This is a genomic window from Sinorhizobium sp. Y406 (genome assembly GCF_058732025.1).
Map to the genome: position 1 here is coordinate 1,825,964 of NZ_CM178975.1, position 26,880 is coordinate 1,852,843.

Annotated in this window: 18 protein-coding genes and 5 pseudogenes; 7 read left to right on the forward strand and 16 right to left on the reverse strand. The window is 62.7% G+C overall.

The window, feature by feature from the left end; all coding sequences use genetic code 11:
• Positions 1-308 precede the first annotated feature (308 nt).
• Positions 309-1,064: pseudogene (locus tag AC4P1R_RS25415) on the reverse strand (IS110 family RNA-guided transposase); the annotation flags it as partial.
• A gap of 284 nt (positions 1,065-1,348) precedes the next feature.
• Positions 1,349-2,257 carry a LysR family transcriptional regulator gene (locus AC4P1R_RS25420; protein WP_492178221.1) on the reverse strand — a complete coding sequence of 303 codons (909 nt, stop codon included), beginning with the start codon at positions 2,255-2,257 and terminating at the stop codon, positions 1,349-1,351.
• A gap of 95 nt (positions 2,258-2,352) precedes the next feature.
• Here AC4P1R_RS25420 and AC4P1R_RS25425 point away from each other — a divergent pair, with 95 nt between their 5' ends.
• Positions 2,353-3,240: an aldo/keto reductase family oxidoreductase gene (locus tag AC4P1R_RS25425; RefSeq protein ID WP_492178222.1), complete on the forward strand. Its 888-nt coding sequence runs from the start codon at positions 2,353-2,355 to the stop codon at positions 3,238-3,240.
• Between the two features lie 221 nt (positions 3,241-3,461).
• On the opposite strand, the pseudogene AC4P1R_RS25430 reads toward AC4P1R_RS25425, so the two are convergent.
• Positions 3,462-4,244 (reverse strand): annotated as a pseudogene (locus AC4P1R_RS25430) (DUF4158 domain-containing protein); the annotation flags it as partial.
• A 16-nt stretch (positions 4,245-4,260) separates the two neighbouring features.
• Here AC4P1R_RS25430 and AC4P1R_RS25435 point away from each other — a divergent pair.
• Together AC4P1R_RS25435 and AC4P1R_RS25440 are read left to right on the forward strand one after the other, a co-directional pair.
• A pseudogene (locus AC4P1R_RS25435) lies at positions 4,261-6,075 on the forward strand (Tn3 family transposase); the annotation flags it as partial.
• Between the two features lie 114 nt (positions 6,076-6,189).
• Positions 6,190-6,945 (forward strand): annotated as a pseudogene (locus AC4P1R_RS25440) (IS110 family RNA-guided transposase); the annotation flags it as partial.
• Positions 6,946-7,211: 266 nt separating this feature from the next.
• On the opposite strand, the gene AC4P1R_RS25445 reads toward AC4P1R_RS25440, so the two are convergent.
• The 8 genes and pseudogenes from AC4P1R_RS25445 to AC4P1R_RS25480 all read right to left on the reverse strand — a co-directional run bounded on the left by AC4P1R_RS25445 (position 7,212) and on the right by AC4P1R_RS25480 (position 15,885).
• The gene (locus AC4P1R_RS25445; protein WP_492178223.1) at positions 7,212-7,913 is read right to left on the reverse strand and encodes an HpcH/HpaI aldolase family protein; all 702 of its coding nucleotides are present in this window, start codon (positions 7,911-7,913) and stop codon (positions 7,212-7,214) included.
• 10 nt (positions 7,914-7,923) lie between these two features.
• Complete coding sequence (locus AC4P1R_RS25450) at positions 7,924-8,730, reverse strand: SDR family oxidoreductase (protein ID WP_492178224.1); 807 nt, start codon at positions 8,728-8,730, stop codon at positions 7,924-7,926.
• A 9-nt stretch (positions 8,731-8,739) separates the two neighbouring features.
• Positions 8,740-10,416 carry a hydantoinase B/oxoprolinase family protein gene (locus AC4P1R_RS25455; RefSeq protein WP_492178225.1) on the reverse strand — a complete coding sequence of 559 codons (1,677 nt, stop codon included), beginning with the start codon at positions 10,414-10,416 and terminating at the stop codon, positions 8,740-8,742.
• A gap of 10 nt (positions 10,417-10,426) precedes the next feature.
• On the reverse strand, positions 10,427-12,490 hold the full coding sequence (locus AC4P1R_RS25460) for a hydantoinase/oxoprolinase family protein (RefSeq protein WP_492178226.1): 2,064 nt from the start codon (positions 12,488-12,490) through the stop codon (positions 10,427-10,429).
• A 248-nt stretch (positions 12,491-12,738) separates the two neighbouring features.
• On the reverse strand, positions 12,739-13,677 hold the full coding sequence (gene nac, locus AC4P1R_RS25465) for a nitrogen assimilation transcriptional regulator NAC (RefSeq protein ID WP_492178227.1): 939 nt from the start codon (positions 13,675-13,677) through the stop codon (positions 12,739-12,741).
• Between the two features lie 75 nt (positions 13,678-13,752).
• A complete protein-coding gene (locus AC4P1R_RS25470) occupies positions 13,753-14,961 on the reverse strand; it encodes an aspartate transaminase (RefSeq protein WP_492178228.1) in 1,209 nt (402 codons plus the stop codon).
• A gap of 31 nt (positions 14,962-14,992) precedes the next feature.
• Positions 14,993-15,652 (reverse strand): annotated as a pseudogene (locus AC4P1R_RS25475) (branched-chain amino acid ABC transporter ATP-binding protein); the annotation flags it as partial.
• On the reverse strand, positions 15,625-15,885 hold the full coding sequence (locus tag AC4P1R_RS25480) for a cytochrome c family protein (RefSeq protein ID WP_492178229.1): 261 nt from the start codon (positions 15,883-15,885) through the stop codon (positions 15,625-15,627). The pseudogene AC4P1R_RS25475 and the gene AC4P1R_RS25480, both read right to left, overlap by 28 nt.
• A 148-nt stretch (positions 15,886-16,033) precedes the next feature.
• Here AC4P1R_RS25480 and AC4P1R_RS25485 point away from each other — a divergent pair, with 148 nt between their 5' ends.
• The 4 genes from AC4P1R_RS25485 to AC4P1R_RS25500 are packed head-to-tail and all read left to right on the forward strand — an operon-like array spanning position 16,034 to position 19,839.
• A complete protein-coding gene (locus AC4P1R_RS25485) occupies positions 16,034-17,221 on the forward strand; it encodes an ABC transporter substrate-binding protein (RefSeq protein WP_492178230.1) in 1,188 nt (395 codons plus the stop codon).
• Between the two features lies 1 nt (position 17,222).
• Complete coding sequence (locus AC4P1R_RS25490; protein ID WP_492178231.1) at positions 17,223-18,188, forward strand: YVTN family beta-propeller repeat protein; 966 nt, start codon at positions 17,223-17,225, stop codon at positions 18,186-18,188.
• Between the two features lie 32 nt (positions 18,189-18,220).
• Positions 18,221-18,937 (forward strand): ABC transporter ATP-binding protein, encoded by a 717-nt coding sequence (locus AC4P1R_RS25495; RefSeq protein ID WP_492178232.1) that lies wholly within the window; start codon positions 18,221-18,223, stop codon positions 18,935-18,937.
• The gene (locus tag AC4P1R_RS25500) at positions 18,934-19,839 is read left to right on the forward strand and encodes an ABC transporter permease (RefSeq protein WP_492178233.1); all 906 of its coding nucleotides are present in this window, start codon (positions 18,934-18,936) and stop codon (positions 19,837-19,839) included. The genes AC4P1R_RS25495 and AC4P1R_RS25500 overlap by 4 nt, the downstream gene beginning before the upstream one ends.
• A gap of 115 nt (positions 19,840-19,954) precedes the next feature.
• On the opposite strand, the gene AC4P1R_RS25505 is transcribed toward AC4P1R_RS25500, so the two are convergent.
• The 5 genes from AC4P1R_RS25505 to AC4P1R_RS25525 form a co-directional block, all read right to left on the reverse strand.
• The gene (locus AC4P1R_RS25505; RefSeq protein WP_492178234.1) at positions 19,955-20,389 is read right to left on the reverse strand and encodes a pseudoazurin; all 435 of its coding nucleotides are present in this window, start codon (positions 20,387-20,389) and stop codon (positions 19,955-19,957) included.
• 209 nt (positions 20,390-20,598) lie between these two features.
• The gene (locus tag AC4P1R_RS25510; protein WP_492178235.1) at positions 20,599-22,800 is read right to left on the reverse strand and encodes a hybrid sensor histidine kinase/response regulator; all 2,202 of its coding nucleotides are present in this window, start codon (positions 22,798-22,800) and stop codon (positions 20,599-20,601) included.
• Positions 22,800-23,978, reverse strand: coding sequence for an FIST N-terminal domain-containing protein (locus AC4P1R_RS25515; RefSeq protein WP_492178236.1), 1,179 nt, complete (start codon positions 23,976-23,978; stop codon positions 22,800-22,802). Before AC4P1R_RS25515 ends, AC4P1R_RS25510 begins: the two co-directional genes overlap by 1 nt.
• Positions 23,979-24,060: 82 nt before the next feature.
• Positions 24,061-24,783 (reverse strand): response regulator, encoded by a 723-nt coding sequence (locus tag AC4P1R_RS25520; RefSeq protein ID WP_492178237.1) that lies wholly within the window; start codon positions 24,781-24,783, stop codon positions 24,061-24,063.
• 75 nt (positions 24,784-24,858) lie between these two features.
• Positions 24,859-26,625 carry a PQQ-dependent methanol/ethanol family dehydrogenase gene (locus AC4P1R_RS25525; RefSeq protein WP_151613200.1) on the reverse strand — a complete coding sequence of 589 codons (1,767 nt, stop codon included), beginning with the start codon at positions 26,623-26,625 and terminating at the stop codon, positions 24,859-24,861.
• Between the last annotated feature and the right edge of the window lie 255 nt (positions 26,626-26,880).

Here is a 26,880-nt window from a genome sequence, read left to right on the forward strand (position 1 = left end):
ACCTCCCGGGCTGGGCGGCATGTTGCCGCTTTCCGATCGTCTCAGTCGGGTGGGGAGCAGCCGTTGCAGAGCAAATCGCCGAGTGACAGCAATGCGCGCAAGCAGCCGACGGTCGATCCATCCTTCTTTGAAGGGTTTCTATGGCAATTTGGCCCCCGAACATCTGTGGACACCCCCGTAAGTGCAAGAGGATTTTTCGGTGGTGGTAATCTACGCGTAGTCGGGTGCTGACATCTGTCCGGCCTCTGTTGCGACCATCTGGATGCCGCGGGCCCGTATGGGAGTTCGCTCAAATCATTAAAGCGTGCTCTGGGCACTCCGTTCAGGCCAGCGGCAAAATCACGTCCTCTTTTGAAGGTCGACGCCGCCGGAGCCAAAGCTATCAATGCCGTCGCTGTAATCGGTCCTACACCTGGGATCGTCGCAAGCCGCCGAGCGTCCGCGTCTTCCCGGGCGCGACGTGCGATCTCGTGGTCAAGCCGCCTGATCCGGTCCTCGAGCGATCGCAGAGTATCGACCAACAGGGCGAGCGCCAGACGAGCTGCGTCCGGCAGAGTGTTCTTATCATCCATCACGCATTCTATGAGCCCGGCAACGTGCGCTGGACCCTGAGCGGTGACGAAGCCGTATTCGGCGAGGTGGCCGCGGAGCGAGTTGATAACTTGCGTTCGCTGTCGCACCAGCAAGTCCCGAGCTCGAAACACAACGGCGCTTGCCTGAGCATCCTCACTCTTTACAGCGACGAAACGCATCGTCGGACGCTGGGCAGCCTCGCAAATTGCCTCAGCGTCGGCCGCGTCGTTCTTCTGTCGCTTCACGAACGGTTTGACGTAGGCCGGCGGGATCAGTCTAACAGTGTGACCAAATCTACCAATCTCCCTCGCCCAATAATGCGCACCGGCACATGCCTCCATGGCAACCATGCACACCGGCTGCTTGGCGAAGAATTCGAGCACATTCTTCCGGCGCAATTGTTTGCGGAAAACGACGCCCCCGGAGGCGTCCGCCCCATGGGCCTGAAACACGTTCTTCGCCAAATCCAGGCCGATTGTGCTAACTTCCATCGTGGACACTCCTTCTCTCCGGTGGCTGCAACAACCACCATTCTGGCACATCGATGCCGTCGAGGGGGGGTGTCCACCCCATCATTAAAGGGGCACAGATATACAATAGAGGGATCAAAGGGTGAACACCAAGTCGCTTGGCGCGCAACCGGCAAGGCCCCAATCGGGTGGAGGGCCGACGCGCAACGTGTACGCACCTGACAGCCACCTTTTGGGTACAGCGACATTCAGGACCATGACGGCACCCGGGAGTGGCCGTTCACTCGCTGCTCGTCCATCGAATGTCAGGATTGGCCGTTCGACGCTTTGACAAAGTCGATGAACGCCCTTAGCGGCGTGGGTACCAGTCGTCGTCCCGGATAGTAGAGGAACGGCCCAGAGAAGCGATCCCACCATGACTCGAGAACGGGCTCGAGGGCGCCGCTGTCAAAATGCGGACGCAGCCAGTCTTCGAACAGGCGGACGATGCCGAGACCGGCGATCGCCGCATCAACGGCGAGGTCGCTTGCTCCGCCGGCCGTCACGACCAGGGGACCAGTCGGATCGATCCGCACCTCCTCGCCGTCGCGCTCGAATTCCCATGGCGGCATCACGCCGCTGGGAAAGCGGTGGCGCAGACAGGCATGGCCAAGCAGATCACGCGGATGCTCGGGCCGGCCGTGCCGGTCGAGATAGGTGGGAGAGGCGGCAGCGGCAAACCGCTGTACGCGCGGGCCGATCGGCACCGCGATCATGTCCTGCTCCAGCCGCTCGTCGTAGCGGATTCCGGCATCGCACCCAGCCGCGAGCACGTCGACAAAGCTTTCCTCGGTGATCACCTCCAGCCGGATATCGGGATAGGCGGCGAGGAATGTCGGGACGATATGCGGCAGCACCAGCCGCGCCGCGCTGACCGCCACATTGAGCTTCAGCGTCCCCGCCGGCCTGTCACGAAAGCCGTTCACCACGTCGAGCGCCGATTCCATTTCGCGCAAGGCGGGGCCAAGCTGTTCGAGCAGGCGCGCTCCGGCCTCGGTCGGCACGACGCTGCGTGTAGTCCGGTGCAGCAGCCTGACCCCGAGCTGGCCTTCCAGACGCCGCACCGCTTCGCTGAAGCCCGACGCGCTTGCGCCGCTTTGGCGCGCCGCCTCGCGGAACCCACGGGTGCGCGCCACCGCCACAAAAGCATTCAGATCACTTAGGTCAACCTTCATCGTTCGCTAATCCGTACAGCCTGTGCGGATTGTACTGGCTTATCATGCATTTCGGCAACGCTTATCTGTGCTCCGTGAGATAAGGAGAAAAGATCATGACAAGTTCTCGCCTTGGCGGCACGTTCACTCTTCCCGGTACGTCGTTACAGATCAAGCGCATGGGCTATGGCACGATGCAGCTTCCTGGCCCGCACGTATGGGGCCCGCCGCGCGACAAGGATGCCGCGTTGGCCGTGCTGCGCGAAGCCATTGCGCTCGGGGCCAACCATATCGATACTGCCGAGTTCTATGGCCCCCACGTATCAAACCAGCTCATCCGCGAAGCCCTCACGCCATATCCAAGCGACCTGGCCCTTGTCACCAAGATTGGATTCGAGCGCGGAGAGGACGGCTCGTGGTTTCCGGATCGCACGCCGGAGACCCTCAGGCGCGCGGTGCACGAAAACTTGTCAAGCCTCGGCCTGGAAGCGCTTGATGTGGTCAACCTTCGCTTGGGGGGCCCGCATGGGCCCGATGAGAACTCGGTCGCCGAGCCCTTGGGTGTTCTGGTCGAACTGCAACGAAAGGGTCTGGTCCGCCACATCGGCTTGAGCACTGTTTCGCCTGCGCAGTTTGCAGAGGCGGAAAAAATGGCCCCGATCGTCTGCGTGCAGAACGAGTACAACCTGGTACGTCGCGGCGATGACGCCTTTATCGACGAATTGGCTGCAAAAGGCGTGGCTTACGTCCCGTATTTCCCGCTAGGCGGATTTACACCGCTGCAATCTTCGCTCTTGTCGAGCGTTGCCGACGAGCTCGGCGCCAGCCCCAAGCAGGTGGCATTGGCGTGGCTGTTGCAGCGGTCGCCCAATATCCTGGTGATCGCTGGCACATCGTCCGTGGATCATTTGCGCCAGAATTTTGCGGCAGCTGATTTGGTGCTGTCGCCCGCGCAGGTGGCCACTCTCGACGGGATCGCCAGCGGGGTGGCTTCCGAGGGCTGATACTGTCTTGATGAAATGAACCTGTACCCCTTTCCCTTCGGGGGAGGGGGAAGGGCTCTCCCCCGGGCGCTGCGCCCTCGGAATACCTTAGCGCCGCTGCGGCCATGCGCACTCGCGACGACAGCAACGGGTCGAGAGCGGCCGGAGAAGGCACGAAGCTCTCTACCTGCATAACTCAGATTCCGCGCTTGTGACGGGCGAGCAATTTTTCACCGTCGGTTCGCAGTTCGCAAGCTGGCAAAGAAATCCAGGGCGGAGGACGCGGTCGTGGCGGTTTCCAGCATCTTCTGGTCGCGCAAGGATTCCGCCTGACGGAAGCTCTTGCCGATCAGCGTCTCGAACATGGCGATCGCCGCATCGGTGAGCGCGATCTCGGTCTCGAGGAGAAAGGTTGCCAGTGTCGCATGCCGGCGACCGGGCCGCATCTGCTCGAAGTTCTGCGCCGTTAGGCGGCGGCCTTCTTGCGCCATCTGTCGGACGCGGTACACGGGCACGGCCTGAAGCACCTGGCCGGAGATGCCGACATGACGCACGGCCTCAAGTCGATCGATCAGTCCTCGCATAGCCGATGCCCCGGCCTTTCCGCGCAACCACGATATGCCGCTTTGCCGCGACCGGGGCCCCATACCGAGCAACGCTTCCATCCGAACGACGAGATCCGGCGTCAAGCGTCTGGCGACATCGGCGAACAAGGCCTCTTCGGCTTCGGTGCAAGCTTACCCGGCCAGCCGTTCGAGCACCGTGATACCGGGAATGACGATGCGGCGTCGGCGCATCTCGTCGGCAAGGGCCGCGGAGACGTACTTGTCCTTCGTCGAAGCCACCGCCACGCCGCGCGCGAAGGCAAGCAGATCGGCGCGCAGCGGATGGGACATTTCGCTGACCCCGTAACGTTGTCGAAGGACGGAGAGTTGCTCGTAGCGGGTTGGCGCTCTCCGTGCAAAAGTTGCCAGCGCTCCAGGATTGACCCCGAGTTGCTCGGCCAGAAACGCAAGCGACCCCTCTACCTTCCGGCTCAATATTTTCCGCATCCGGCGGTTCACTGCCCCATTCCTGGCGTCCTTCACCTTCGAAGGGAACCGTCTAAACGCCCATTTTATCGATGCCGTCGTACAAATGGGAACGGCATGGACGAGCGGCCGCAGATCGCTGGAGCAGCCGTGGGCCCAGAAAGCGCTATTGCTGGCGGACAAACGCTGGGCAAAGAAATCGTCGCTGCGGACGGCACGATCGACTGGAAGATGCTGGAACTCTTTCTCGTCGTCGAACTGAAGAACCGGATCGCTGCTGGCGAAATATGGATCAAGGGTTCACGTAACTACCGTGCGCTCGACGAGCACATGATCTCGCAGCAGACATACGCCGTCATCAAGGCCGAGGCCCGTATTCCCGTCGCCATTCCGGTCGATGTTGAGACCTATTTCGCCCAAAAAGCCGAAGCGCTGGATCAGAAGCTCAGCGAGGCGGCTCGCCGGCTCGAAACAGGTCGGGGCGACACCCGGATCGGTGCGAAAGGCCTGCGGGTCCCGGCGGTCAGTACAGTCGAAACCGAGGCCGCGATCGCATTCGCAAAACGGATCACCACCTGCATGCCACCGATCAGGTTGACGGATCTCGTCGCTGATATCGACCGGATGACCGGCTTCAACTCCCTGTTCGAGCATCTTCAGACAGGAAAGGCCGCCGTCTGACCTGCGGGTCGTCTATGCGGCGCTCATCGCCGAAGCCACGAATCTCGGCTTTTCGAAAATGGCGCTTGCCTGCCCCGGCATTACCCGACGCCAACTGCAACAGATGGCGATCTGGCACTTCAGGGAAGAGACATTCACCTTAGCGCTAGCCCGCTTGGTCGAGGCCCAGCACGCGGCTCCCTTCTCGGCGGTGTTCGGATCACATACCGTTTCCTCATCCGACGGTCAGCATATCCATCTCGGCGACGGCGGCGAAGTCGCCGGCGGCGTCAATGGCCGCTACGGCACCAACCTGATCATCAAGCTCTACACCGCGATCTCCGGCCGATACGCACCCTTCCACGTGAAGATCATCGCAGCGACGGCAAGCGAGGCGGTTCATGTCCTCGATGCGCTGCTGGAAACTGACGCGGGCCTCGACATTACCCGGCACCATGTCGATGGAGGTGGTGTCAGCGATCTCGTCTTCGCGTTCTGCCATGCGCTCGGCTTCGCGTTTGTCCCCCGTATCCCCGATCTCGACGGGCGATGCCTCTATGGCTTTAGTCCCGCAAAGCAATATGGCGTTCCTCAGAATATCATGGGCGACCGTATCGACGCCGATCTGATCCGCAGCCATTTGGACGACATCCTGCGTCTGATGACTTCGTTGCGCACGCACACCGTCAGCGCATCGCTTATGCTGAAACGACTCTCGGCGACCACACGGCAGAGCGGTCCTCGCCCAGGCACTACTCCAGATGGGCCGGATCGAAAGAACCCTTTTTACCCTCGACTGGATCAACGACGAGCAGCTTCGCAAGACCACGACCGCCGAGTTGAACAAGGGCGAAAGTCGCAACAGCCTCGTGCGTGCGGTCAATCTTCACCGGCTTGGTCGCTGCCGCGATCGGAGCCAGGAAAACCTCTCCATCCGGGCTTCCGCCCTCAACTTCGTGGTGACCGCGATCATTCACTGGAACACGATCTATACCGGCCGCGCCGTCGATGTTCTACGCGACGCCGGCCAGATCATTCCCGAGCACCTGCTTCCAGCCTGTCCCCGCTCTCATGGGAGCATGTGAACCTGACCGGCGACTATCTTTGGGAGGACAAACCTGCTGTCGATGAAAACGGCTTCCGCGCCATCCCGTTCGCCCTTTGATCTTCCTACCGTATATCTGTGCCCCTTTAATGATGGGGTGGACACCCCCCCTCGACGGCATCGATGTGCCAGAATGGTGGTTGTTGCAGCCACCGGAGAGAAGGAGTGTCCACGATGGAAGTTAGCACAATCGGCCTGGATTTGGCGAAGAACGTGTTTCAGGCCCATGGGGCGGACGCCTCCGGGGGCGTCGTTTTCCGCAAACAATTGCGCCGGAAGAATGTGCTCGAATTCTTCGCCAAGCAGCCGGTGTGCATGGTTGCCATGGAGGCATGTGCCGGTGCGCATTATTGGGCGAGGGAGATTGGTAGATTTGGTCACACTGTTAGACTGATCCCGCCGGCCTACGTCAAACCGTTCGTGAAGCGACAGAAGAACGACGCGGCCGACGCTGAGGCAATTTGCGAGGCTGCCCAGCGTCCGACGATGCGTTTCGTCGCTGTAAAGAGTGAGGATGCTCAGGCAAGCGCCGTTGTGTTTCGAGCTCGGGACTTGCTGGTGCGACAGCGAACGCAAGTTATCAACTCGCTCCGCGGCCACCTCGCCGAATACGGCTTCGTCACCGCTCAGGGTCCAGCGCACGTTGCCGGGCTCATAGAATGCGTGATGGATGATAAGAACACTCTGCCGGACGCAGCTCGTCTGGCGCTCGCCCTGTTGGTCGATACTCTGCGATCGCTCGAGGACCGGATCAGGCGGCTTGACCACGAGATCGCACGTCGCGCCCGGGAAGACGCGGACGCTCGGCGGCTTGCGACGATCCCAGGTGTAGGACCGATTACAGCGACGGCATTGATAGCTTTGGCTCCGGCGGCGTCGACCTTCAAAAGAGGACGTGATTTTGCCGCTGGCCTGAACGGAGTGCCCAGAGCACGCTTTAATGATTTGAGCGAACTCCCATACGGGCCCGCGGCATCCAGATGGTCGCAACAGAGGCCGGACAGATGTCAGCACCCGACTACGCGTAGATTACCACCACCGAAAAATCCTCTTGCACTTACGGGGGTGTCCACAGATGTTCGGGGGCCAATTTTCGAAGTCCTTAAGTTGAGAACCTCCGCGCTCGCTTCAGCCGCAAGACAATCCGCCGAAATTCTCTCACCAGCCAGCCATCGCAGGCATCGGCAGGCGCGAGCTCAGCGACCAAGCGCTGTCTGGATACCGGCAAGACCACGCCGCAAGAACGGATCGGAATGGATGTAGAAGAACTGGACGCCTCGCTTCAGCCAATGCGGGAGCTCTTCCGCCGTCACGAGCGTGCCGGCGATCCTCCCGGCGCCCCGGATCGCTTCAACCGCATGGGCGACCTTCTCCATGACTTCGGCCGGACGAGGTTCGCCGAACCGGGGAGCCGGGGGATAGCCCATGTTCTGCGACAGGTCGCCGGGGCCGATGAAGAAGACGTCGATGCCATCCACGGCGAGCATCTCATCGAGATTGTCGATCGCCCCCAGCGTCTCGATCATGCCGATGACCAGCCGCTTCTCGTGGTCGGCAGGCAGTGCGTAGCGAACCGCATCGACGATGGCGCGCGCCTGTTCGGCCGTATCGACCATCGGCACCATCAGACCGTCGGCGCCCGCGTTCAGATAGCGGATCAGGACCGGCCGCTCATGGGAATGCGGCCGGACGATCGCCGCACCGCCGACGGAGCGGACGATCTGCGACGTCATCCGGACGTCCTCGAAGCTCCAGGTGCCGTGCTCGCAATCGACGAAGATCGAGTCGGCGCCGAGTTCCACCAGGCGCGCCGCAAGCCCGGACGATGCGTGGTGCGGCGTGAACATGGTTATGGGTTCGCCGGCTTGAAGCCGGGCGCGCAGTTTCGCGCCGTTCATGGTGCTCCTCCTATTTGTTCTTCGGCAGATCCGGCGTATCCGCGGGCGCTCCCACCCAGCGCGCGGTCTCGATGTCTGCGGACGTGTCGCGCATGAAGGTCGGGCAGATGTGGAGTTCTGGGATCATGGCACCCTTCTGCAGGGTCGCGCAGAGTGCGATCGCCCTCGCAACGTCATGCGGATCGAGCATGACGGCACGCTCCTCGGCGACAGGAGGCCGCGCGCGGTTCTCCATTATCGGAGTGTTCGTCTCGCCCGGCAGGATCGTCGTCGCGCGAATGCCCTGGTTGCGATAGGTGTTATGCAGGAACGCCATGAGGTTCTTCACGCCCGCCTTCGCCGCGCCGTAGGCTGCGCCGCCCAAGAGGTTCGGGTTGAGCGCTGCGAGGGAAGACACGGTGATCACGGTCCCTTCGCCCTTGGCGATCATGTCGGGGAGTACGGCCTGGGTCAGATTGAAGACCGCAGTCAGGTTGACGTTCACTGTGGAGTTCCACTCCTCCTCGCTGATGAACCGCGCGTTCAGCACCTTGCTGGCGCTGCCGGCATTGTTCACGAGGATGTCGACCGGACCGATTTCACCCTTCACCCATTTCACTGCAGCGAAGATCGCCTGGCGGGATTCGATGTCGAGTGTGCGGGGTACGGCCCTGCCGCCCTTCTTCTCGATCAGGGCAGCCACCTCCTGAAGCGGTTCCGGGCGACGGCCGGTCAGGATCACACACGCACCTTCTTCTGCGAGAAGCAACGCGGCCTCGCGGCCGATCCCCGTCCCTGCTCCCGTCACCAGCGCGATCTTACCGTCGATGAGACCCATGTCCCTCTCCTATTCCGCAGCCACGGCCGATCGGCCATTGTAGCCGTAAATCTCCCGGGCAGCCTTCGGAGTGATCAAGCCTTCGGCGAGGTCCTGCTCGATGAGATCTCGGGAGCGTTCGGCTGCACGGCCCCAGCCGCCGCCGCCGGGCGTCTCGACCTCCAGCCGCTCGCCGGTCTTGAGAACGACCTTGCCCTTCGGGAAGTGCGGCTTGCCTTCGCGGGTCACCTTCCCCGGCGTGCCGCTCTGCCCCTCCACGACGCCGAAGCAGGGATGGCGCACGCGCTCGGAAGCCATGTAGATGCTCATCGGCGCCTTGCCGAGATTTCGAAGGACGACACGCTGGCCGAGACCGCCGCGGTGCTTTCCAGCGCCGCCGGAGTCGGCAATCAGTTCCTTGCGCTCGGTCAGGGCAGGCACAGCGATCTCGAACATCTCGATCGCCGTGACCTTGCAATTCGATGGGAAACTCAACGTATCGAGGCCATCGAACTCGGCGCGCGCACCCTGGCCACCATGGAAATTCTGGACGGAACCGTATTGGGTGCCATCATCGCGTTGGCCGACGCAGTTGGCAGCCCAGATGGGAGCGCCACCACTGTCGCCCATGACCTTCTCCGGAACGACTCCTTCCAGCGCCTTGAAGATCAACGATGGGATGACGTGGCCGATCAGATTGCGGGAGTTGCCGGCCGTCCAAGGTTGCGGGTTCAGGATGCTGCCGAGCGGCGCCTCGTCCGTGATCGGCACGATGCAGCCTTCGTTGTTCGGCGTTTCCGGGTCGAGCAGGCATTTTAAGGCATAGACCGAGTGCGCATAGCGATAGTTCGTGCGGCAATTGATCGAATGCAGCACCTGATCGGAGGTCCCGGTATAGTCGACATGGATGGAATCGTCCTTGACGATAACGCTCGCCGCCAGCTTGACGTCGACGTCGTAGCCGTCGAGAAGCACTTCGGCGCCGTAGGTGCCGTTCGGCCATTCACGGATCGCCTTGCGCGTCTGCGCTTCCGAGCGCGAGTGGATGGCGTCGGCCAGCCCGTCGACTTCGTCCAGGCCGTACTCGTCGAGGAACTTTAGCAACTCGCGGCCCATGACGTTATTGGCGGCGATCATCGATTCCAGATCACCCTGCACTTCGGTCGGCAGGCGCACGGAAGCGGCGATGATGTCAAAGACGTCCTGGTTGGGGACGCCGGCCTTCATCAGCTTCACGATCGGGAAGCGGATGCCTTCCTCGAAGATGTCGCTCGCCTCGGAGTGCAGCGGCGCGCCGCCGATGTCCGGAAGGTGGGCAATGGAGCCGGCATAGGCCACAACCCGGCCGTTCTTGAAGATCGGCGTGATCATCGTGACGTCCGGAAGATGCCCGGTGCCGATCTCGGGATCGTTGGTGGCGAGAACATCGCCCTCCTGCAACCCCTCGGCCGGGAACTTGCGCAGGAAGTATTTCTGGGCGGCAGCCGGCAACGAGGTGATGAACACGGGGATCGACCAGGTGCATTGGGCGAGCGCCCGACCGCGGCTGTCCAGGAGGACCGTGACGTAATCGTGGTTCTCGCGAACGATCGGCGAGAAGGCCGTCTTGCCGAGGACGTTGTCTGCCTGGTCGGCGATGAAGATCAGGCGATTCCACATCACCTGGAGATTGATCGGATCGTGGAAATCGATAGCGGGCTTCGACATCGTGGTCTCCCTATTGAATGTTGATCACGAGGTTGCCGCTCGCGTCGGCGTGGAAAACGCCGCTGGGGCCGACGACCGCGGTCGATTCTCGCTGTTCGACGATCGCCGGGCCCTTGATCTGTTGCTGGACCGGCAGCTTGTAGTGGTCGTAGACCGGCGTCTCCGTGAAGCTGCCGACTTCCTGAAAATAGACCTGACGGCTCCCCTTTTTCGCGTCGGCCACTTCCGCCTCGTGCGGTCGCGTGACCTGATCTTTTTCGCCGCTTGCCCTGAGCCGCCAGGTGATGACTTCGACGGATGCGGCCACGGTACGACCGAAGAGCTCGCGATAGAGCGTGGTGAAGTTAGCGAGAAGCTGCTTCAGGAACTCCTCCTGGGGCAGGTTGCGGTCCGGAAGCGCCACGGTGATCTCGTGGCCCTGGCCGACATAACGCATGTCGACGGTATAGCGGTTGGCGATGGTCTCCTTGGCCACACCCGCCGCGGCGACGACTTCGGCGCCCTGGACCGCGAGGTCGGCCAGGAGGCAATTCATCGCGTCCATGTCCCATGCGTCGACCGCCATCGGATGGCTGGCGGAGAGATCGACCGCAACCGGGGCGATCAGGAGGCCGATTGCCGAGGTCACGCCGGCACCGGTCGGGCAGATGATCCGCTTGATGCCGAGCTTACGGGCGATGCCATAGGCATGGACCGGACCCGCGCCTCCGAAGGCAACCATCGGCAGCGATCTCGGGTCGACGCCGAGGTCCGTCGCGTGCATCGCCGCCGCCTTGCTCATCGATTCATTAACGAGATCGTGGATCCCCCAAGCGCAGCGATCGACGCCGACACCGAGGGAACTCGCCAGTTTCGCCATCGCGTCGAGGGCGGCATCCTTGGAGACCTTGAAGGTGCCGCCAACGAAGGATTCAGTGCCCATGTAGCCGAGCAGGATGTCGGCGTCGGTGACCGTCGGCTCGGTGCCGCCGCGCTGGTAGGCCGCCGGGCCGGGAAGCGCGCCGGCCGAACGCGGGCCGACGTCGAGGAGCCCGAGCGGGTTCTTCGCGGCGATGGAACCGCCGCCGGCACCGATCTCGATCATCTGGATCGACTGGATCTTGAGCGGGAAACCGGAGCCCTTGCGGAAGCGCTGGTAGTGGGCGACTTCGAGGTCGGTTCCGACCGTCGGCTCGCCGTTCGGGATCAGGCAGAGCTTGGCGGTCGTGCCGCCCATGTCGAAGGACAGCACGCTGCCCTCGCCGGCGATGCGGCCGAACTCGGCGGCGGCCACCGCTCCGGCGGCCGGACCGGACTCGATCAGCCGAACCGGAAGCTCGGCGGCGCGGCGGCTCGGGACCAGGCCCCCCGACGAGGTCATCCAGAGGACCTGGCGGTCGATGCCCTTCTTGGCGAACTCACGCTGCAGATGGGCGACGTGGCCGGCCATCTGTGGCCTTGTATAGGCGTTGACGACCGTCGTCGAGGCGCGGTCGAACTCGCGGACTTCCGGGCAGACCTCTGAGGACAACGATACGAAGATATCCGGGTCCTCGTCGCGCAGCAGCGCCGCAACGCGCTGTTCGTGCTGGGGATATTTGTAGGCGTGCAGCAGGCAGACGGCGACGGAGCGGATGCCCTTCTCCTTCAGGCGCCCGGCGATCTCGCGCACCGTCTCTTCCTTGAGCTCGGTCATCACCGAACCATCGGCGGCGATGCGCTCGGCGGCGCCGAAACTGTTGGCGCGCGTCACCAGCGGATCGGGATATTTGATGTTCAGGTCATAGAGATCGTAGCGGCCCTCGTTGCGGATGCGCAGCATGTCCTGGAAACCATCCGTGGTGACGAAGCCGGTCTCGACGCCCTTGCGTTCGAGGACGGCATTGGTGACGACCGTCGTCGCGCCGAGCACCTGCAGGTCTTCGATTGCGATCGAGCCGGAAAACTCTTCCAGGAGCTCGGAGACGCCCTGGACGACCGCCTCGGCCGGGTTCTTCGGCGTGCTCAGCACCTTGTGCAGATGGAGATCGCCGTTGTCATCCAGGAGAGCGAAGTCCGTGAAGGTACCGCCCGTGTCGAAAGCCAGTTTTGCCATGTTTCCCTCGAAGCGACTGTTCGGCGCGGGGAGCGCCGTTGTAGGCGGATCCGATGCTTCGGACCCGATGTCTGCTTCAAAGGTTAGGGGAACGGCCGCCGCGTTGGCCAACACAACTACAGTCTGCCGCTATAGGGTTTGCTTATGGCAGACACCTGAATCGATCTTGACCTGTGCGTGGGACCGGCTGCAGATGTCCGGCGAGGAGCAGACCACAGTGCGATGGTCGTGCATCGGTCGAGGATTGCTTAGGCTGGCTTGATTCCCGGGTGTTCGCTGCTCATGAGCTTTCCGACCACATCTAGCAGCACGGACCGTGCGGCAATCGCAGGCTCCGATAGTGGCAGATGATCGGCCACGCAGAGCGAGACGGTCGCATCGATGACAGGCTTCGTCAGCGCCCTCACCTGCGCTCCGGAAAAGCTCGCCGTTTCCGTCACCACCGAGGCCGGGAGAATGGTCGATCCAAGCCCCTCGAGCACCGCTGCGCTGAGGGCGGGAACGGATTCGATTTCTGAGACGACGTCCGGCGTTGCCCTTGCCCTTGCCAAGGCGTCATCGATCAACCGTCGGAGCAGATGTGCCTTGCTTGGAAGAAGCAACGGTATCTCTTGGAGCGCCGAGAGAGGAAGGGGCATGTTGCTCTCGCCGGGCAGTTCGATACTTGCTGGCGAGACCAGAAACATTTCCTCGCGGAACAGCGGCTGCAGGGTCACGCCTTTGATGGGTTCGGCGGCATAGATCAGCGCCATGTCCATCTTCCCGGTCATGATCAGTTCACTCAGGATCTGGCCGAAACTGTCATTGATATGGACGACAATGTGGGGATGCCGCGCCTTCATCTCCCTCAAGATCGGCAGCGACAGTGCGCTTGAAGAGGAATAGGTCGCGAGCCCGATCGAGACGCGGCCCGCGACCGATTTGGCTGCCTGGTCGATATCGATCTGCGCCTGCTCGATCTGCTTCAACATCAGTTGAGCGTGCCGGTAGAGGATCAATCCCGCCTCGGTGGGGGTAATGCCGACATTGCTGCGGATGAGGAGCTTGTGCTTGAAGTACGCTTCCAGGGAGGCGATCTGTTGCGAGAGCGCCGGCTGAGCCGTTCTAAGGATGCCGGCAGCTCGCGAAACGCTGCCCGTGTCGACGATCTTGACGAAGCTTTTCAGTTTTCGGAAATCGACACTCATGGCTACCGGCTTCTGGTTTCATGGAAACGTAAAGCCTGCGGCCGGAAGAACGCAAGTCCCACCGGCCTAACCGGGTCAGCGCAGGGCGGCGATGGCCCGTTCGATCCGATCACATGCTTCGGTGATCGCCTCCATCGAAGTCGCAATCGATAGGCGGAAGTAAGGCGACAGGCCATAGGCTGCGCCCTGCAGCGCCGCTACCCCGACGCCGTCCAGCAGATAGAGCACGAAATCGAGGTCGGTCTCGATCGTCTTGCCGTCGGGCGTCTTCCTGCCGATCACGCCGGCGCAGTTCGGAAACAGATAGAAGGCCCCGTCCGGCACCAGGCAGGAAAGGCCCGGCACCGTATTGAGCCGGGCGCAAGCATAATCGCGGCGCTCTTTGTAGACCTTCACGCTCTCGGAGACGAAGGATTGGTCCGACGATAGGGCGTGCGCGGCCGCGGCCTGGCTCACCGAGGACGGGCAGGACGACATCTGCGACTGGAGCTTGTTGATCGCCGCAATGAGCGACGCCGGGCCGGCCCCATAACCGATGCGCCAGCCGGTCATCGCGTAGGACTTCGAGACGCCGTTCGTCAGCAGCACGCGATCCTTCAACTCAGGCACCGCAGCGACGAGCGTCGTCATCGGCTCTTCGCGGAACCAGACTTGGTCGTAGATGTCATCGGAGAGAACGAGGACGTGCGGATGCCTGAGCAACACTTGGCCAAGCGCTTCGAGCTCAGCCCGGCTATAGGCCGCGCCCGTCGGATTGGAAGGCGCATTGAGGACGAGCCAGAGCGTCCTCGGTGTTATCGCGGCCTCGAGGGCTTCGGGAGTGAGCTTGAATCCCTGCTCCTGCGGGCACTTAACGATAACCGGCTTGCCCTCATTGGCGAGGACCATATCAGGATAGGAAACCCAATAGGGTGCCGGGATGATCACCTCCGCGTCGCCCTCGACGCTTGCCATCAATGCGAGGAAGAGGATCTGCTTGGCGCCGCCGCCGACGCAGATCTCATTGTCGGCATAATGCAGACGGAGGCGACGTTCAAAGTCGCCGATGATTGCCTTTCGCAGTGCCGGCGTGCCGTTCACGGGGGTATATTTCGTCTCTCCGCGGTCGATCGCGGCATGGGCGGCCGCCTTCACGCTGTCGGGGGTGTCGAAGTCCGGCTCGCCGACGGTCATGTCGACGATGTCGCGGCCGGCCGCCTTCAGCTCGCGTGCACGGGCTGCCGCTGCGGTGCTTGGCGACACCTTGATCCTGGACACGCGTGATGCAGGCACGAAAGTGCTCATCGGAGTTTCCTCAGTTCAGAATAATGAGGCCCTAATGGACCGCCTCGTTTTCGCCGCGCATTTTCCCGGTCAGGAACAGCTCGCCGAGTTCGTCATGGGTGATGTCGCTCGGCAAGCCATCCCAGATGACTTTGCCGAGACGCAGGATCACCGCACGTTCGGCGACCTCCATGGCCTTCTTGGTATTCTGTTCGACGAGGAGGATGGTCTGCCCGGCGGCATGGAGGCGCAGCAGTTCGTCGAACACGACGTGGATGGCGGCGGGCGAGAGCCCAACGGATGGCTCATCGACCAACAGCACCTTCGGACGCTGAAGGACCGCCATGGCCACCTCGAGAAGCTGCTGCTCGCCGCCGGACATGTTTCCCGCAAGGGTCGACCGGCGGGTCTTCAGAATCGGGAAGAGATCGTAGACATAGTCCCGGTCCGCCTTCACCCTGCTGTCGCGGATCGTGTAAGCGGCCATCTGCAGGTTTTCGTCGACGGTCATGACCGGGAAGTTGCAGCGGCCCTGCGGCACGAAGGAGATCCCCGCGCCCAGGATTGCCCGCGACTTGTAGCCCGCAATGTTCTTGCCCTGCCAGTTGATGCTGCCCCCCTTGATGGTGGTCATGCCGTAGAGCGTCTTCAAGAGCGTCGACTTCCCCGCACCGTTCGGCCCCATCAGCGCGACGAGCTGCCCCGCCGGCAGCGGGCACAGTTCTGGTTGAAGCCGGATGCACCGATCTCGACCGCCTTCAGCCACACATCGTGCCCGACCTTGGCCTCCCGATAGGGGTTCTCCGTCAGCCACTCCTCGCCTATTTCCGGCAACGCGTCGGTGTTGACGGGCTGGGGCGCGACATCGCCATGCGCGACGACCATCGTTGCTGTTGCCAACAGTGCGAGCCCCGCAAGCCCCGCTCGGATATGGTTTCTGGACATCTTTCCTCCTCCACGATCTCACTGAGGTTTTTTAACGCTCGTCGCCCGTGCCGCGGAATACGACCTAGGTCGCGGCCCGGCATGGTACCTAGGTCGTATTCCGCCCTCCGCGGCGCCGCTTTAACGTCTTCGGCGGGAGGAGTGTCCAATGCCGCAGATCCGCATCAGACGGACAATGTCCGCATGCCTCCTGGTCGCGCTTCTCGGCGCTGCCGGGCCGGTTCAGGCGGAGGTCACCGTTGCCGTGACCTATCTGCGCCAGGAGCAGAAGGCGCCGCCGGTGCTTTCCAATCTCGATCCGATCCCAGCGGACCTGGGAATCGCAGGAGCGAAGGTCGCTCTGGCCGATAGCGAGACGACCGGCCGCTTCCTCGGCCATCACTACAGGCTACAGGTCATCTCCGTCGAGCCGGGAGGCGACCTTGCGGCGGCAGCGAAAACGGCGCTCGCTGCCTCGCCGGTACTTCTCCTCGATGCGCCCTCCGAAAGCATCCTGATCGTCGCCGACCTGCCCGAGGCGAGGGACGCAATGATCTTCAACGTCGCATCCGGCGAACGCCGCCTGCGCGACCGCGACTGTCGTGCCAATCTCCTGCACACGATCGCGGAGGATGCGATGCGCGCCGATGCGTTGATGCAGGTGTTGAGGGCGCGCCGCTGGACGCGCACGGCCCTGATCGTCGGCCCCAGACCAGAGGATGAGGACTTCGCGGCAACTTTGCGAGCCGCGGCGGCGAAGTTCGGCGTCGAAATCCTCGCCGAGAAGGCCTGGACCTTCGACACTGACCTGAGGCGCGCAGCCGGCAAGGAGGTGCCGCTGTTCACGCAGGACCTTCCCGACCACGACGTGCTACTGATTGCCGACGCTGCCGACGATTTTGCTCGTTATGTCGCCGATAATACCTGGCTGCCGCGTCCGGTCGCCGGCTCGGACGGCTTAAGCGGCGAGGGATGGGCGCCCGTTCTGGAACAATGGGGGGCCGTGCAGTTGCAGAACCGCTTCGAGGCCTCGGCAAAGCGGAAGATGCGGCCGCGCGACTACGCCGCCTGGACGGCGTTGCGCGCGGTGGGCGAGGCGGTGACACGGACGAACTCGGCCGACCCGGTGAAGCTGCGGACTTACATGCTGTCGGATGCCTTTGCCCTCGACGGCTTCAAGGGCCGCTCGCTCAGCTACCGCGATTGGAACGGGCAATTGCGTCAGCCGATGCCGGTGGTGAACGCCCGCGCTCTCGTCGAGCTCGCGCCGCTCGATGGATATCTGCACCAGGACAACGACATGGACACGCTCGGCCTCGACCGTGCGGAAAGCGCCTGCCGGGCGTTCGGAGGATGAGATGAGACGAGTCTTTCTTTTCCTAGCGCTTCCCATCGCCGCGTTTCCGATCGCCGCCTCCGCCGGCGAAATCTGGGTTACGAATGAGAAGGACGACAACATCTCGGTGATAGACACCGCGACGCTCGAAGTCGTGCGCACAATCGCCACGGGCGAACGCCCGCGCGGCATCACGTTCAATTCCGACCATTCGCGTGCCTACATCTGTGCATCCGACAGCGACGCGGTCGAGGTAATGGACGCCCGAACCGGTGAAATCCTTCATGAGCTTCCTTCGGGCGAGGATCCGGAGCAGTTCGTGCTCGCACCCGACGACAAGCACCTGTGGATCGCTAACGAAGATGACGCAGTGACGACAGTGGTCGACGTTGATACCCGCAGCGTCGTTGCGCAGATCAATGTCGGCATCGAGCCCGAGGGCATGGCTGTTTCGCCGGACGGCAAGATCGTCGTGACGACTTCCGAAACGACAAACATGGCCCATTGGATCGATACGGCGACGATGACGATTTTCGCCAATACACTGGTCGACAGCCGGCCTCGGCATGCGGAGTTCACCGCGGACGGCCGCGAGCTTTGGGTATCCTCCGAGATCGGCGGAACGGTCACCGTCTTCGACGTCGCGACCCAGGCGGAGAAGGGCAAGATCGCGTTCGGCATCACCGGGATCAATGCAGACCTTATTCAGCCCGTCGGCTTTGAATTCGCGCCCGACGGCAAAACGGCGTTCGTCGCGCTCGGCCCATCGAACCACGTGGCCGTGATCGACATGCAGACATTGGCGGTCGAGGAATACATCCTCGTCGGTCGACGCGTCTGGCATATGGCCTTCTCGCCAGACCACAAGCAGCTCTTCACCACGAATGGTGTTTCCGGCGACGTCACGGTGATCGATGTGGCAGCGCGCGAACCGGTCAAGTCGATCAAGGTCGGCCGCTTTCCTTGGGGGGCTGCTGCTCGCCCGTGACGGACAGGAAACCATCGGACATGGGGGCGGGCATGAGCGGACTGGCGATCGAGTCGATAACCCATATGTGGGGGGCGAAGCGGGCACTCGAAGACGTGAGCTTCTCCGTCGGCCGCGGTGAGTTCTGCGCTCTCCTCGGGCCGAACGGCGCTGGCAAGTCGACGCTGTTCGGCCTGATGACGCGGCTTTTCACGCCGCAGGCAGGAGCGATCTCGATCGCCGGTCATGATCTCGCGCGCGAACCGCACGGCGCCCTTCGGCACATCGGCGTCGTCTTCCAGCAGCCGACCGTCGACCTCGATCTCACCGTCCGGCGCAATCTTCTTTATTTCGCCGCCCTCCACGGCCTTTTCGGCCGCCGCGCCGAGGCGCGAGTGATGGCGGTGCTCGAGCGACTTGGCATGGCGGAACGCTCCGGCGAAAGGGCCGGAGCGCTCAACGGCGGCCATCGGCGACGGATGGAGATTGCCCGTGCCTTGATGCACTGCCCTTCGGTCCTGCTCCTCGACGAGCCTACGGTCGGCCTTGATGCCGCCGCTCGCGTCGCCATCATCGACCACGTGCACCGGCTTGCTGCGGACGATGGCCTGACCGTGCTTTGGGCTACTCACCTCGTCGATGAGATCCGCCCGCCGGACCGACTCATCATTCTTCACTGCGGCCGCGTTCTTGCCTCCGGCGAAGCAGGTGAGATCGGCGGTGCAGATCTCAGCGGGCGGTTCATTGCGTTAACCGGAGCTGTGTCATGAACGCTGTGCCAGATCTGGATGCTTTCGCGCCGACCCCCCCAAAGACCCTGAACGTCGTCGATACCGACGGGCTGGATCGGGATGCGCAGGGGAGAGCTGCGCTCGCCTTTTTTCATTGCGCCATTGTCGCCCTCAGCGCCATCTTGCAGCGGGAAGCGCTGCGCTTTCTCGGCCAGCGGGGTCGGCTTCTCGCGGCGCTCGTGCGCCCGCTGGTATGGCTGATCGTCTTCGCCGCCGGTTTTCGCGCCGCGCTCGGCCTTTCGATCACGCCGCCCTACCAGACTTACATCACCTACGAGATATACATCGTCCCTGGCCTCGTCGGCATGATCCTCCTGTTCAACGGCATGCAGTCCTCGCTGAGCCTAGTCTACGACCGCGAGATGGGCTCGATGCGCCTTTTGCTGACGGCCCCGCTGCCGCGTTGGTGGCTGCTGACGTGCAAGCTCGTCGCCGGCAGCCTGATCTCGGTGCTGCAGGCCTATGTCTTTCTCGCTGTCGCAGCGGCCTGGGGCGTCCGCTTCTCACCCGGCGGCTACCTTGCTGCTTTTCCTGCCATCATGCTCGGCGCGCTGATGGTGGGAGCGCTCGGGCTTGTTCTTTCCTCGTTCATCCGGCAGCTGGAAAACTTCGCTGGCGTGATGAACTTCGTCATCTTCCCCGTCTTCTTTCTTTCGTCCGCCCTCTATCCGCTGTGGAAGATGGCGGAAGCGTCGCCGCGCCTGCGCGACATCTGCGCCATCAATCCGTTCACGCATGCAGTCGAGCTGATCCGCTTTGCCCTTTATACGAAACTCGACCCGCTCGGACTTGCCGTCACGATCGCCGCCCTTGCCGTCTTCGGCGCCGCGGCTATTTGGGGCTACGACCCGGCGCGTGGACTGGCGGCGCGGAGGACCTAGTTAGACCACGATTGTTTCGCGCAGGACTGACCAATCGCTAATCGCTTTGGCGCCATGCAAGATGCAACCGCGCCACGCACCTGAACAGGCGTGCGGCGCGGCAATTTCCGGATCGCTAAGGGGCAAGTGCCGCGAGCGCCGCCTTCATGCGTTCGTCCGCCTTCGCCGGCAGCTTCACGGCCTTTGCCAATTCGACATTGGTCGGCACGTCGCCCACCTGGATCAATGCCACCATGCCCATGGAGAAGTGCGGCGAGCACTTGACGCCGTAGAGGCCCGGCACGGTGACGATCATCACGTATTCTTCGTTGACCTTGCTTTTAAACTTGCCCACGCCGTCGGGCAGCATGCCTTTTATCGACTCGACATTGTGGCCCTTGTCCGCCGGCACGAAGCGGATCGTGTCACCGGGCGCGGCTTTGACTAAGGCCGGCTCGAAGACCATCGCCCCGCTCTCGCCTTTGTTCAACATCTTTACTTCGTGTTCCTCGGCAAGGGCCCCGCCGGCAACGAGCACGGTTGCGGCCATGATACCCATTCTTCTCAGCATTCATCTCTCCCTGCGGTTTGAAGCTGACAAAATCAAATATCGAAAGGGCAGGGCGATACAATGCGACCTTGGTGCCGGTCGAAGCGACCGTCCGCACGAGTGTGTTCAATTTCAATAAGTTGAGGGGGAGATGGCGATCGGAAACGCGAGCCATGCCCCGGAGGAGGCCTGAGGTGGGTACCTGTGGAGCTCGGGACGGCGGCCGTTCGTCATGCGCTGGTAACGAAGGCTTCGAGCACCTCGAGGTCGATGGGCTTGTAGATCATCTCGATCTCGGCTGCAGCGCAGGCGTCGCGCAAACTCGGTGATCGATCGGCGGTGATGATCCTCGCCGGGCGCTCGCCGTGGCGTATCTTGAGCGCGGTCAGAGTCTCGACGCCGGTCAATCCCTCCCCGAGCTGCTGGTCGACCAGATAGAGATCGGGCACGATGCCCATCTCATCGACCAGTTCCAGCGCTTCCTCGCCGCTTCCCGCTTCCAGGACCGTGATTCCGCGCCGCTCCAGGAGCAGACTCATCGCGTGCCGCAGTTCCTCGTCGTTCTCGATGAGAAGCGCGATGCGGTCGCCGCAGTCGTTCGACGGGTCGGCATCTGCAGCGTCGGCGCCAGGGTAACTCGCCGAGGTACGCGAGGGTGCCTGCTCCAGCTCGATCGCAAAACATGTGCCGCGCCCCGGCGTCGAGCGCAGCGTAAGTCGGTGATTGAGCAGCGTGCAGGCGCGCTCCACGATGGCGAGGCCAAGCCCCAAGCCCTCCGAAGCGGAAGCGGTGGCATTGAGCCGATGGAACTCACGAAAGATCGCCTGCTGCTCCTCGGCCGGAATGCCGGGACCAGTATCGTGCACCTCGATGCGTACGCCGCCCGGTATGCGCCGCGGACCCACGAGCACGCGGCCGGTGCGGGTATAGCGGATGGCATTGCCGATGAGGTTTTGCAGGATGCGTCTGAGATAGGCCGGATCGCTGAAGACCGTCATCGCACAGGGCAGGATGGCGAGTTTCAGACCCTTGCGCTCGGCGATCGGCGCAAATTCGTCGGTGAGTTGCGCGATCAGCGATGCGAGGCGCACCGGCGAAATCTCGACTACCGCCTCATCCAGCCGCGAGATATCGAGCAGCGCCCCGAGGATCGCTTCAACGCTTGCCAGCGCCTTGTGGGCCTTGTCGAGTGTGCTGCCGGCGTGATCGTCATGCGTTTCGTCGCGGGCCGAGGCTACGAAGAGCTTCGCGGCGGAGAGCGGCTGCAAGAGATCGTGGCTGGCCGCTGCAACGAAACGCGTGCGCGTGGAATTGGCCCGTTCCGCATCGGCCAACGCGGCGCGCAAGTCTTCCGTGCGGGCGGCCACCCGCGCCTCAAGAGAGGCGTTGGCGCGCTGCATTGCCTGGATCGCCTGCCGTTCGCGCGTCACGTCGCTGAACGACATCACGAAGCCTCGATCCGGCGTCTCCTCTGCAAACACGACGAGAATCATTCCCGAAGTGCGGCGGATCTCCAGGAACAAGGGGGGCCGCGTTGTCGTTTGGGCTGCCCAGGCGGAAAGGGCCGAAGGAGCGAGGGCGCTGACCAGTTCGCTGTCGCGACGGATCCAGCGCTGCAGCGTGTCGAAGCCGATGCCGGTGCGCAGGACTGTCACGGGAATATCGAGCAGCAGGCGGAGCCGCTCGTTCCAGCCCACCAGCCGGCCGGCCGCGTCGAAGATGCAGATTCCCTGGTTGATATGTTCCAGCGTCGCGCGAATCAGCCGGGCCTGATCATCCAGCATTCTTCCGCGCTCGGTTCGCTCCATGCGAATGATCTCGGTGACATCCGTCTGGAGCACGACCGTACCGCCGTCGGATGTGGGCTGCTCGCTCACCTGGAGCCAGCGGTCACCGGCAAGCGCCACCTGGAACACGCTGCGCGCGTGATGGCGCTGCATTCTCGTTGCCATCCAGCCGGCCGGCGCCTCGCCCTCCGGCAGCGCCAGAAAGCGCGAACGGCTGCAGGCTTCGATATAATCCGCAAACGGCAGGCCGGGATGAAGGACGGCTCGCACGTCCTGAAGATCGCAGCAAAATCTCGAATTGTACATCACCAGGATTTCGCCGGCATCGAAGAGGGCAAACCCTTCCTCCACAGCCTCGATGGCATCCGCGAGGTTGCGGCGAGCGCGCTCGGTCGCATGTTTGGCCTCAGCCAGCCGCGCGTTCGTATCGTTGAGCACCTTCAGCGTCGCCTCGAGGTCGGATGTGCGTTGCCGCACCCGCTCTTCCAGCTGGGCGGAGCGCTGGAACTGCTCGTAGGCGATTCCACGTTCGCCAGATGCCTGCTCGACCTGACGCATCAGCACTTCGGCGATGGTCAGAAGCTTCTCGGTGTTGCGCTCGGGACGGCCGTCGGGATCAATCAGCCAGTCAGAGATGCGGGCCATTACGGAACCTTTTCGGGTAGCACGGTGCCTGGCGGATAGATGGCGACGCCGGTCATCGTCTGGTTCACGTGCATCGGGCCGAACTGCTCGCCATAGGTGCAGAAGCCGATTACCCTGTGGCGGCGCAAGAGCTCGGAGACGCGGCCAACGATCTGCTTTTCCTCGGCCTCCAACCGGCGCAGGATACAGTCGAAGGCAAGGATCGCTGTCGGACGCTCGGGCAAAGAGAGGCGTGTGAGCTCGCGGTTGAGCTGGCCGATCATGTCACCGGGCTCGGTGATCGTCAGCACCACACCCTCGTCGATAGCCGAGAAGAAAATAAGGTCGCCGTTTTCCATCACCTGACGGATGGCGCGCACGTGATGCCGCATTCCCATGCGGACCGCGACGGGATGGGCGGCAAACGTAAACGTACTGAGCTGCTCGGGATCCATGCCGACGAGACGCGCGTATTCTCGTGCGGCGGGCTCCGCGTTGATCTGGCGGACGATGCGGTGGCGGGGATCGGCCTCGGTGACCACCATTCGTCTTTCGGTCGGCACGAGGTGATCGAAATTGAAAACGCGCACCGGACACTCCGTGCGCACCAACGCCAGCACGGCCGCGTTCTCCGATAGCCGGTGGCCGTCGAGCACGAAGGTCCGGGTAAAGCGCGTCCCGTCGCCGGCCGAACCGCCGAGCATCGGCGTTGCTCCCATGCCTGCCGCAAGTGCCGAGATCAGTTCGTCTTCCTTCTGCGAAAGCCCATCCACCAGGAGGATGGCGAACTCATGCGCAAGCTCGGGATGGCGCTCAGCCATCGCCGTGCGCGTTCGGACGAGGGCGGCGGCGAGAGCGGGCGGGTCAAGCCGCAACAGGTCGGGGATCGTCAGCGTATCGACGCGGAAGTACGCTGCGGGGAGGGCGATCGCGACGATGGAGTCCTCGTTGTACCCAGCGTCGGAAATTTCGCCTGCGGTGGTGCAACCGACGATCGGGATGTCACCGAAGACCCGCGCTGCTTGGCTGGGCAGACGCTCCAGGTCGGCCGCCGGCGAAACGAAAAGCATGATCAGCGAAAAAGGTCCCGGCCCCAGTTGCCGTGCCAATGTCTCCAAGGCGTTCGGATCGCGCGCCGAAACGCTGCCGCGCGGGACGATCGCCTCGCATGCGATGCCGCTCCCAGCGAATATCCTCATTCCCTCTTCCTCCCGACACTACAGTAAAACCGTAATCGGTCCGGAATCCAGCGAACTTTCGAGGGCGGCAGACCGGGGGGCGTCATTCCTCCGGCGTCAGTGCCGTGAAACTAGCCTCGTGTGCGAACAATACCGCCTGCATCCGCGTCTGGACGCCGAGTTTGCGCATAATCGCGGTGACATGCGCTTTCACCGTGGTTTCGGCGATGGAAAGCTCATAGGCGATCTGCTTGTTCATCAGGCCGGCGCAGACGAGCTGCAGAATCTTCGCCTGTTGGCGCGTCAGCAGCCCCAGCCGGGCAATTGCTTCGTCCGACAAGGAAGGGCTGCCCGGCTCCAACGCCATCTGGGGGGCATAGATTTCGCCTCGAGAAATCGCTGCGAAGGCGGCACGAAACTCGTCTCGAACCGCATGCTTCGGCACGAAGCCGTTGATCCCCGCCTTGAGCAAGGCCCGGATGATCTTCAATTCGTCCAGCGACGAGACAACGACGATCGGGACCCCGGGAACCGCCTGTCTCAGCCGGACGACGCCGTCAAGTCCATTGACGTCCGGCAGATTGAGATCGAGCACCACGACATCCGGCGGTGTATCGCCGTCCAGCCGTGCAAGGGCGGCGTCCAGCGTCCCCACGGAATCGATGGATCCGATGCCGACAAGACCGGTCAATGTCATCGCTAGGGCATCGCAGAACAAGGGGTGATCGTCCACGATCAGCGCCGATCGCAACTCGACCGGTTTGAGTAGAGGTGGCACCGCCAGGTTCGGACGCGGTGTATGGAAGGAATTGCGGATGATGATCATGTGCGAGCGCTCCGCATTATTCTGCCGTAGTCACGGCGTTCGAGGGCCGGGCTGCCAAAGCCCGACCCCTTGTGCCTATTGTGCCAAAGCCAACTGTTTTGGCAAACGGAAGGTCCACACCATGCCACCCTGGTTGAGGTAATTGACCTTCTTGGCGACTTCGCCGCCCCAGAGCGGAACGGCACCGCCCCAGCCGGAAATGACCGACACATATTGCTCTCCGTCCTGTTCCCAGGTGATGGGCTGGCCGACGATCCCGGAACCGGTTTGGAAAGTCCAGAGGACCTCGCCGGTCTCATCGTCGAGAGCCTTGAATTCACCCTCGGGCGTCCCGACGAAGACAAGCCCGCCCGCCGTTGCCATCACCCCGCCCCAGAGCGGAGCGCTATTCTTGTATTCCCACTTGACCTCGCCGCTGTTGGGATCGATCGCTTTCAGCGAGCCTATATAGTCCTCGAAAAGCGGCTTGATGGTGAAGCCGGCACCGAGATAGGCCGCGCCCTTCTTATAGGAGATCGGCTCGTTCCAGATGTCCATGCCCCATTCGTTTGAGGGCACATAGAAGAGCTCGGTCTTCTGGCTATAGGCCATCGGCATCCAGTTCTTGCCACCGAGGAACGACGGTACCGCGAAAACCTGCTGTCCCTTGCCACCGTCGGCCGCCGCGGTAGGATCGCCGGGACGGTTTTCTTCCACATAGATCGGGCGACCGTTCTTATCGATGCCCTTGGCCCAGGTTATGTTCTTAACGAAAGGATAGGCGGCGACGAACTTCCCGTCCTCGCGATCGAGAATGTAGAAGAAGCCGTTTCGGTCGGCGGTTGCGAACCGCTTCTTGCCATCCCTGGAGATGAAGGGAACAACCTCGTTGACGCCGTCGAAGTCCCATCCTTCGCGGGGCGTTGTCTGGAAGTGCCACTTGATCTCGCCATTCTCGGGATTGATGCCGAGTCGACTTGCGGCGTAGAGGTTGTCGCCGTTGTTGCCCTCGACCGGCTTGCCGGCGCCACGCAGGTGGCTGTTCCAGGGGGCGGGGTTGCCGGCGCCGAAGACAAGCGTGTCGGTATCGGCGTCGTAGGAGCCACCGAGCCAGGTGGCACCGCCCCCGGTCTTCCACAGGTCGCCGGGCCAAGTCGCGTTCAACGTCCCGGTCATGGTGCTTTCCTTGCCCTTGTAGGTGCCCATGTGCCCTTCTATGACGGGCCGAGTCCAGACAAGCTCGCCGTTCTTGGTGTCGCGCGCCTGCACCTCGCCGACGACGCCGAACTCGCCGCCGGAATTGCCGGTGATTACCAGGCCGTTCACGATCAGCGGCGCGGCGGTGTAGCTGTAGCCCTCCTTGTAATTGGCGATCTTCTTGTTCCAGACCACATCGCCCGTCTTGCGGTTCAGTGCGACGAGGCGGGCGTCGAGTGTTCCGAAGTAGATATTGTCGCCATAGATCGCGGCACCGCGGTTCACCACGTCACAGCAGGGCAGGATGCCTTCCGGCAGGCGGGCATCGAACTGCCAGAGCTCCTTGCCGGTCTTGATATCGATGGCGAAAAGGCGGCTGTAGGAGGCCGTGATATACATGATCCCGTCGTAGACAATCGGCTGGCTTTCCTGCCCCCGCTGCTTTTCGCCGCCGAGGCTGAATGCCCAGGCGGGCACAAGGTTCTTGACGTTGTTCTTGTTGAGCGTCTCGAGCGGGGAGAAGCGCTGCAGACCCCTCCCCATGCCGTTTGTCAGTACATCGCCGACCGTAGTGGCGTCCTTGGCGAGGTCTTCCTCCGTCACCTCCGCCTGGGCCAGTCCCGCCAGTGACAGGACCGTCACGGCAGTCAGCATCAATCTGTTCATATTGATCTCCTTCCCTCACAATGGTCGCGTGAGGCGCAACCGTCTAGCGGCACTGATCATCCTCCTGCGACAAAGCTACGGGCTATTGCACCTTGGTCGTAGTGTCGGCGACCTCGCAGCTCCGCGCGTTACCCGCGGCAGGCCCGATGTCGATTGTCCGTAGGTCGTATTGCGGAGATCTGCGTGGTCGTTACCATTTGCTTACGGAAGGGGAGGTTCCGTGATGTTCGTCAGACCGATCTCAGAAGGCGACCA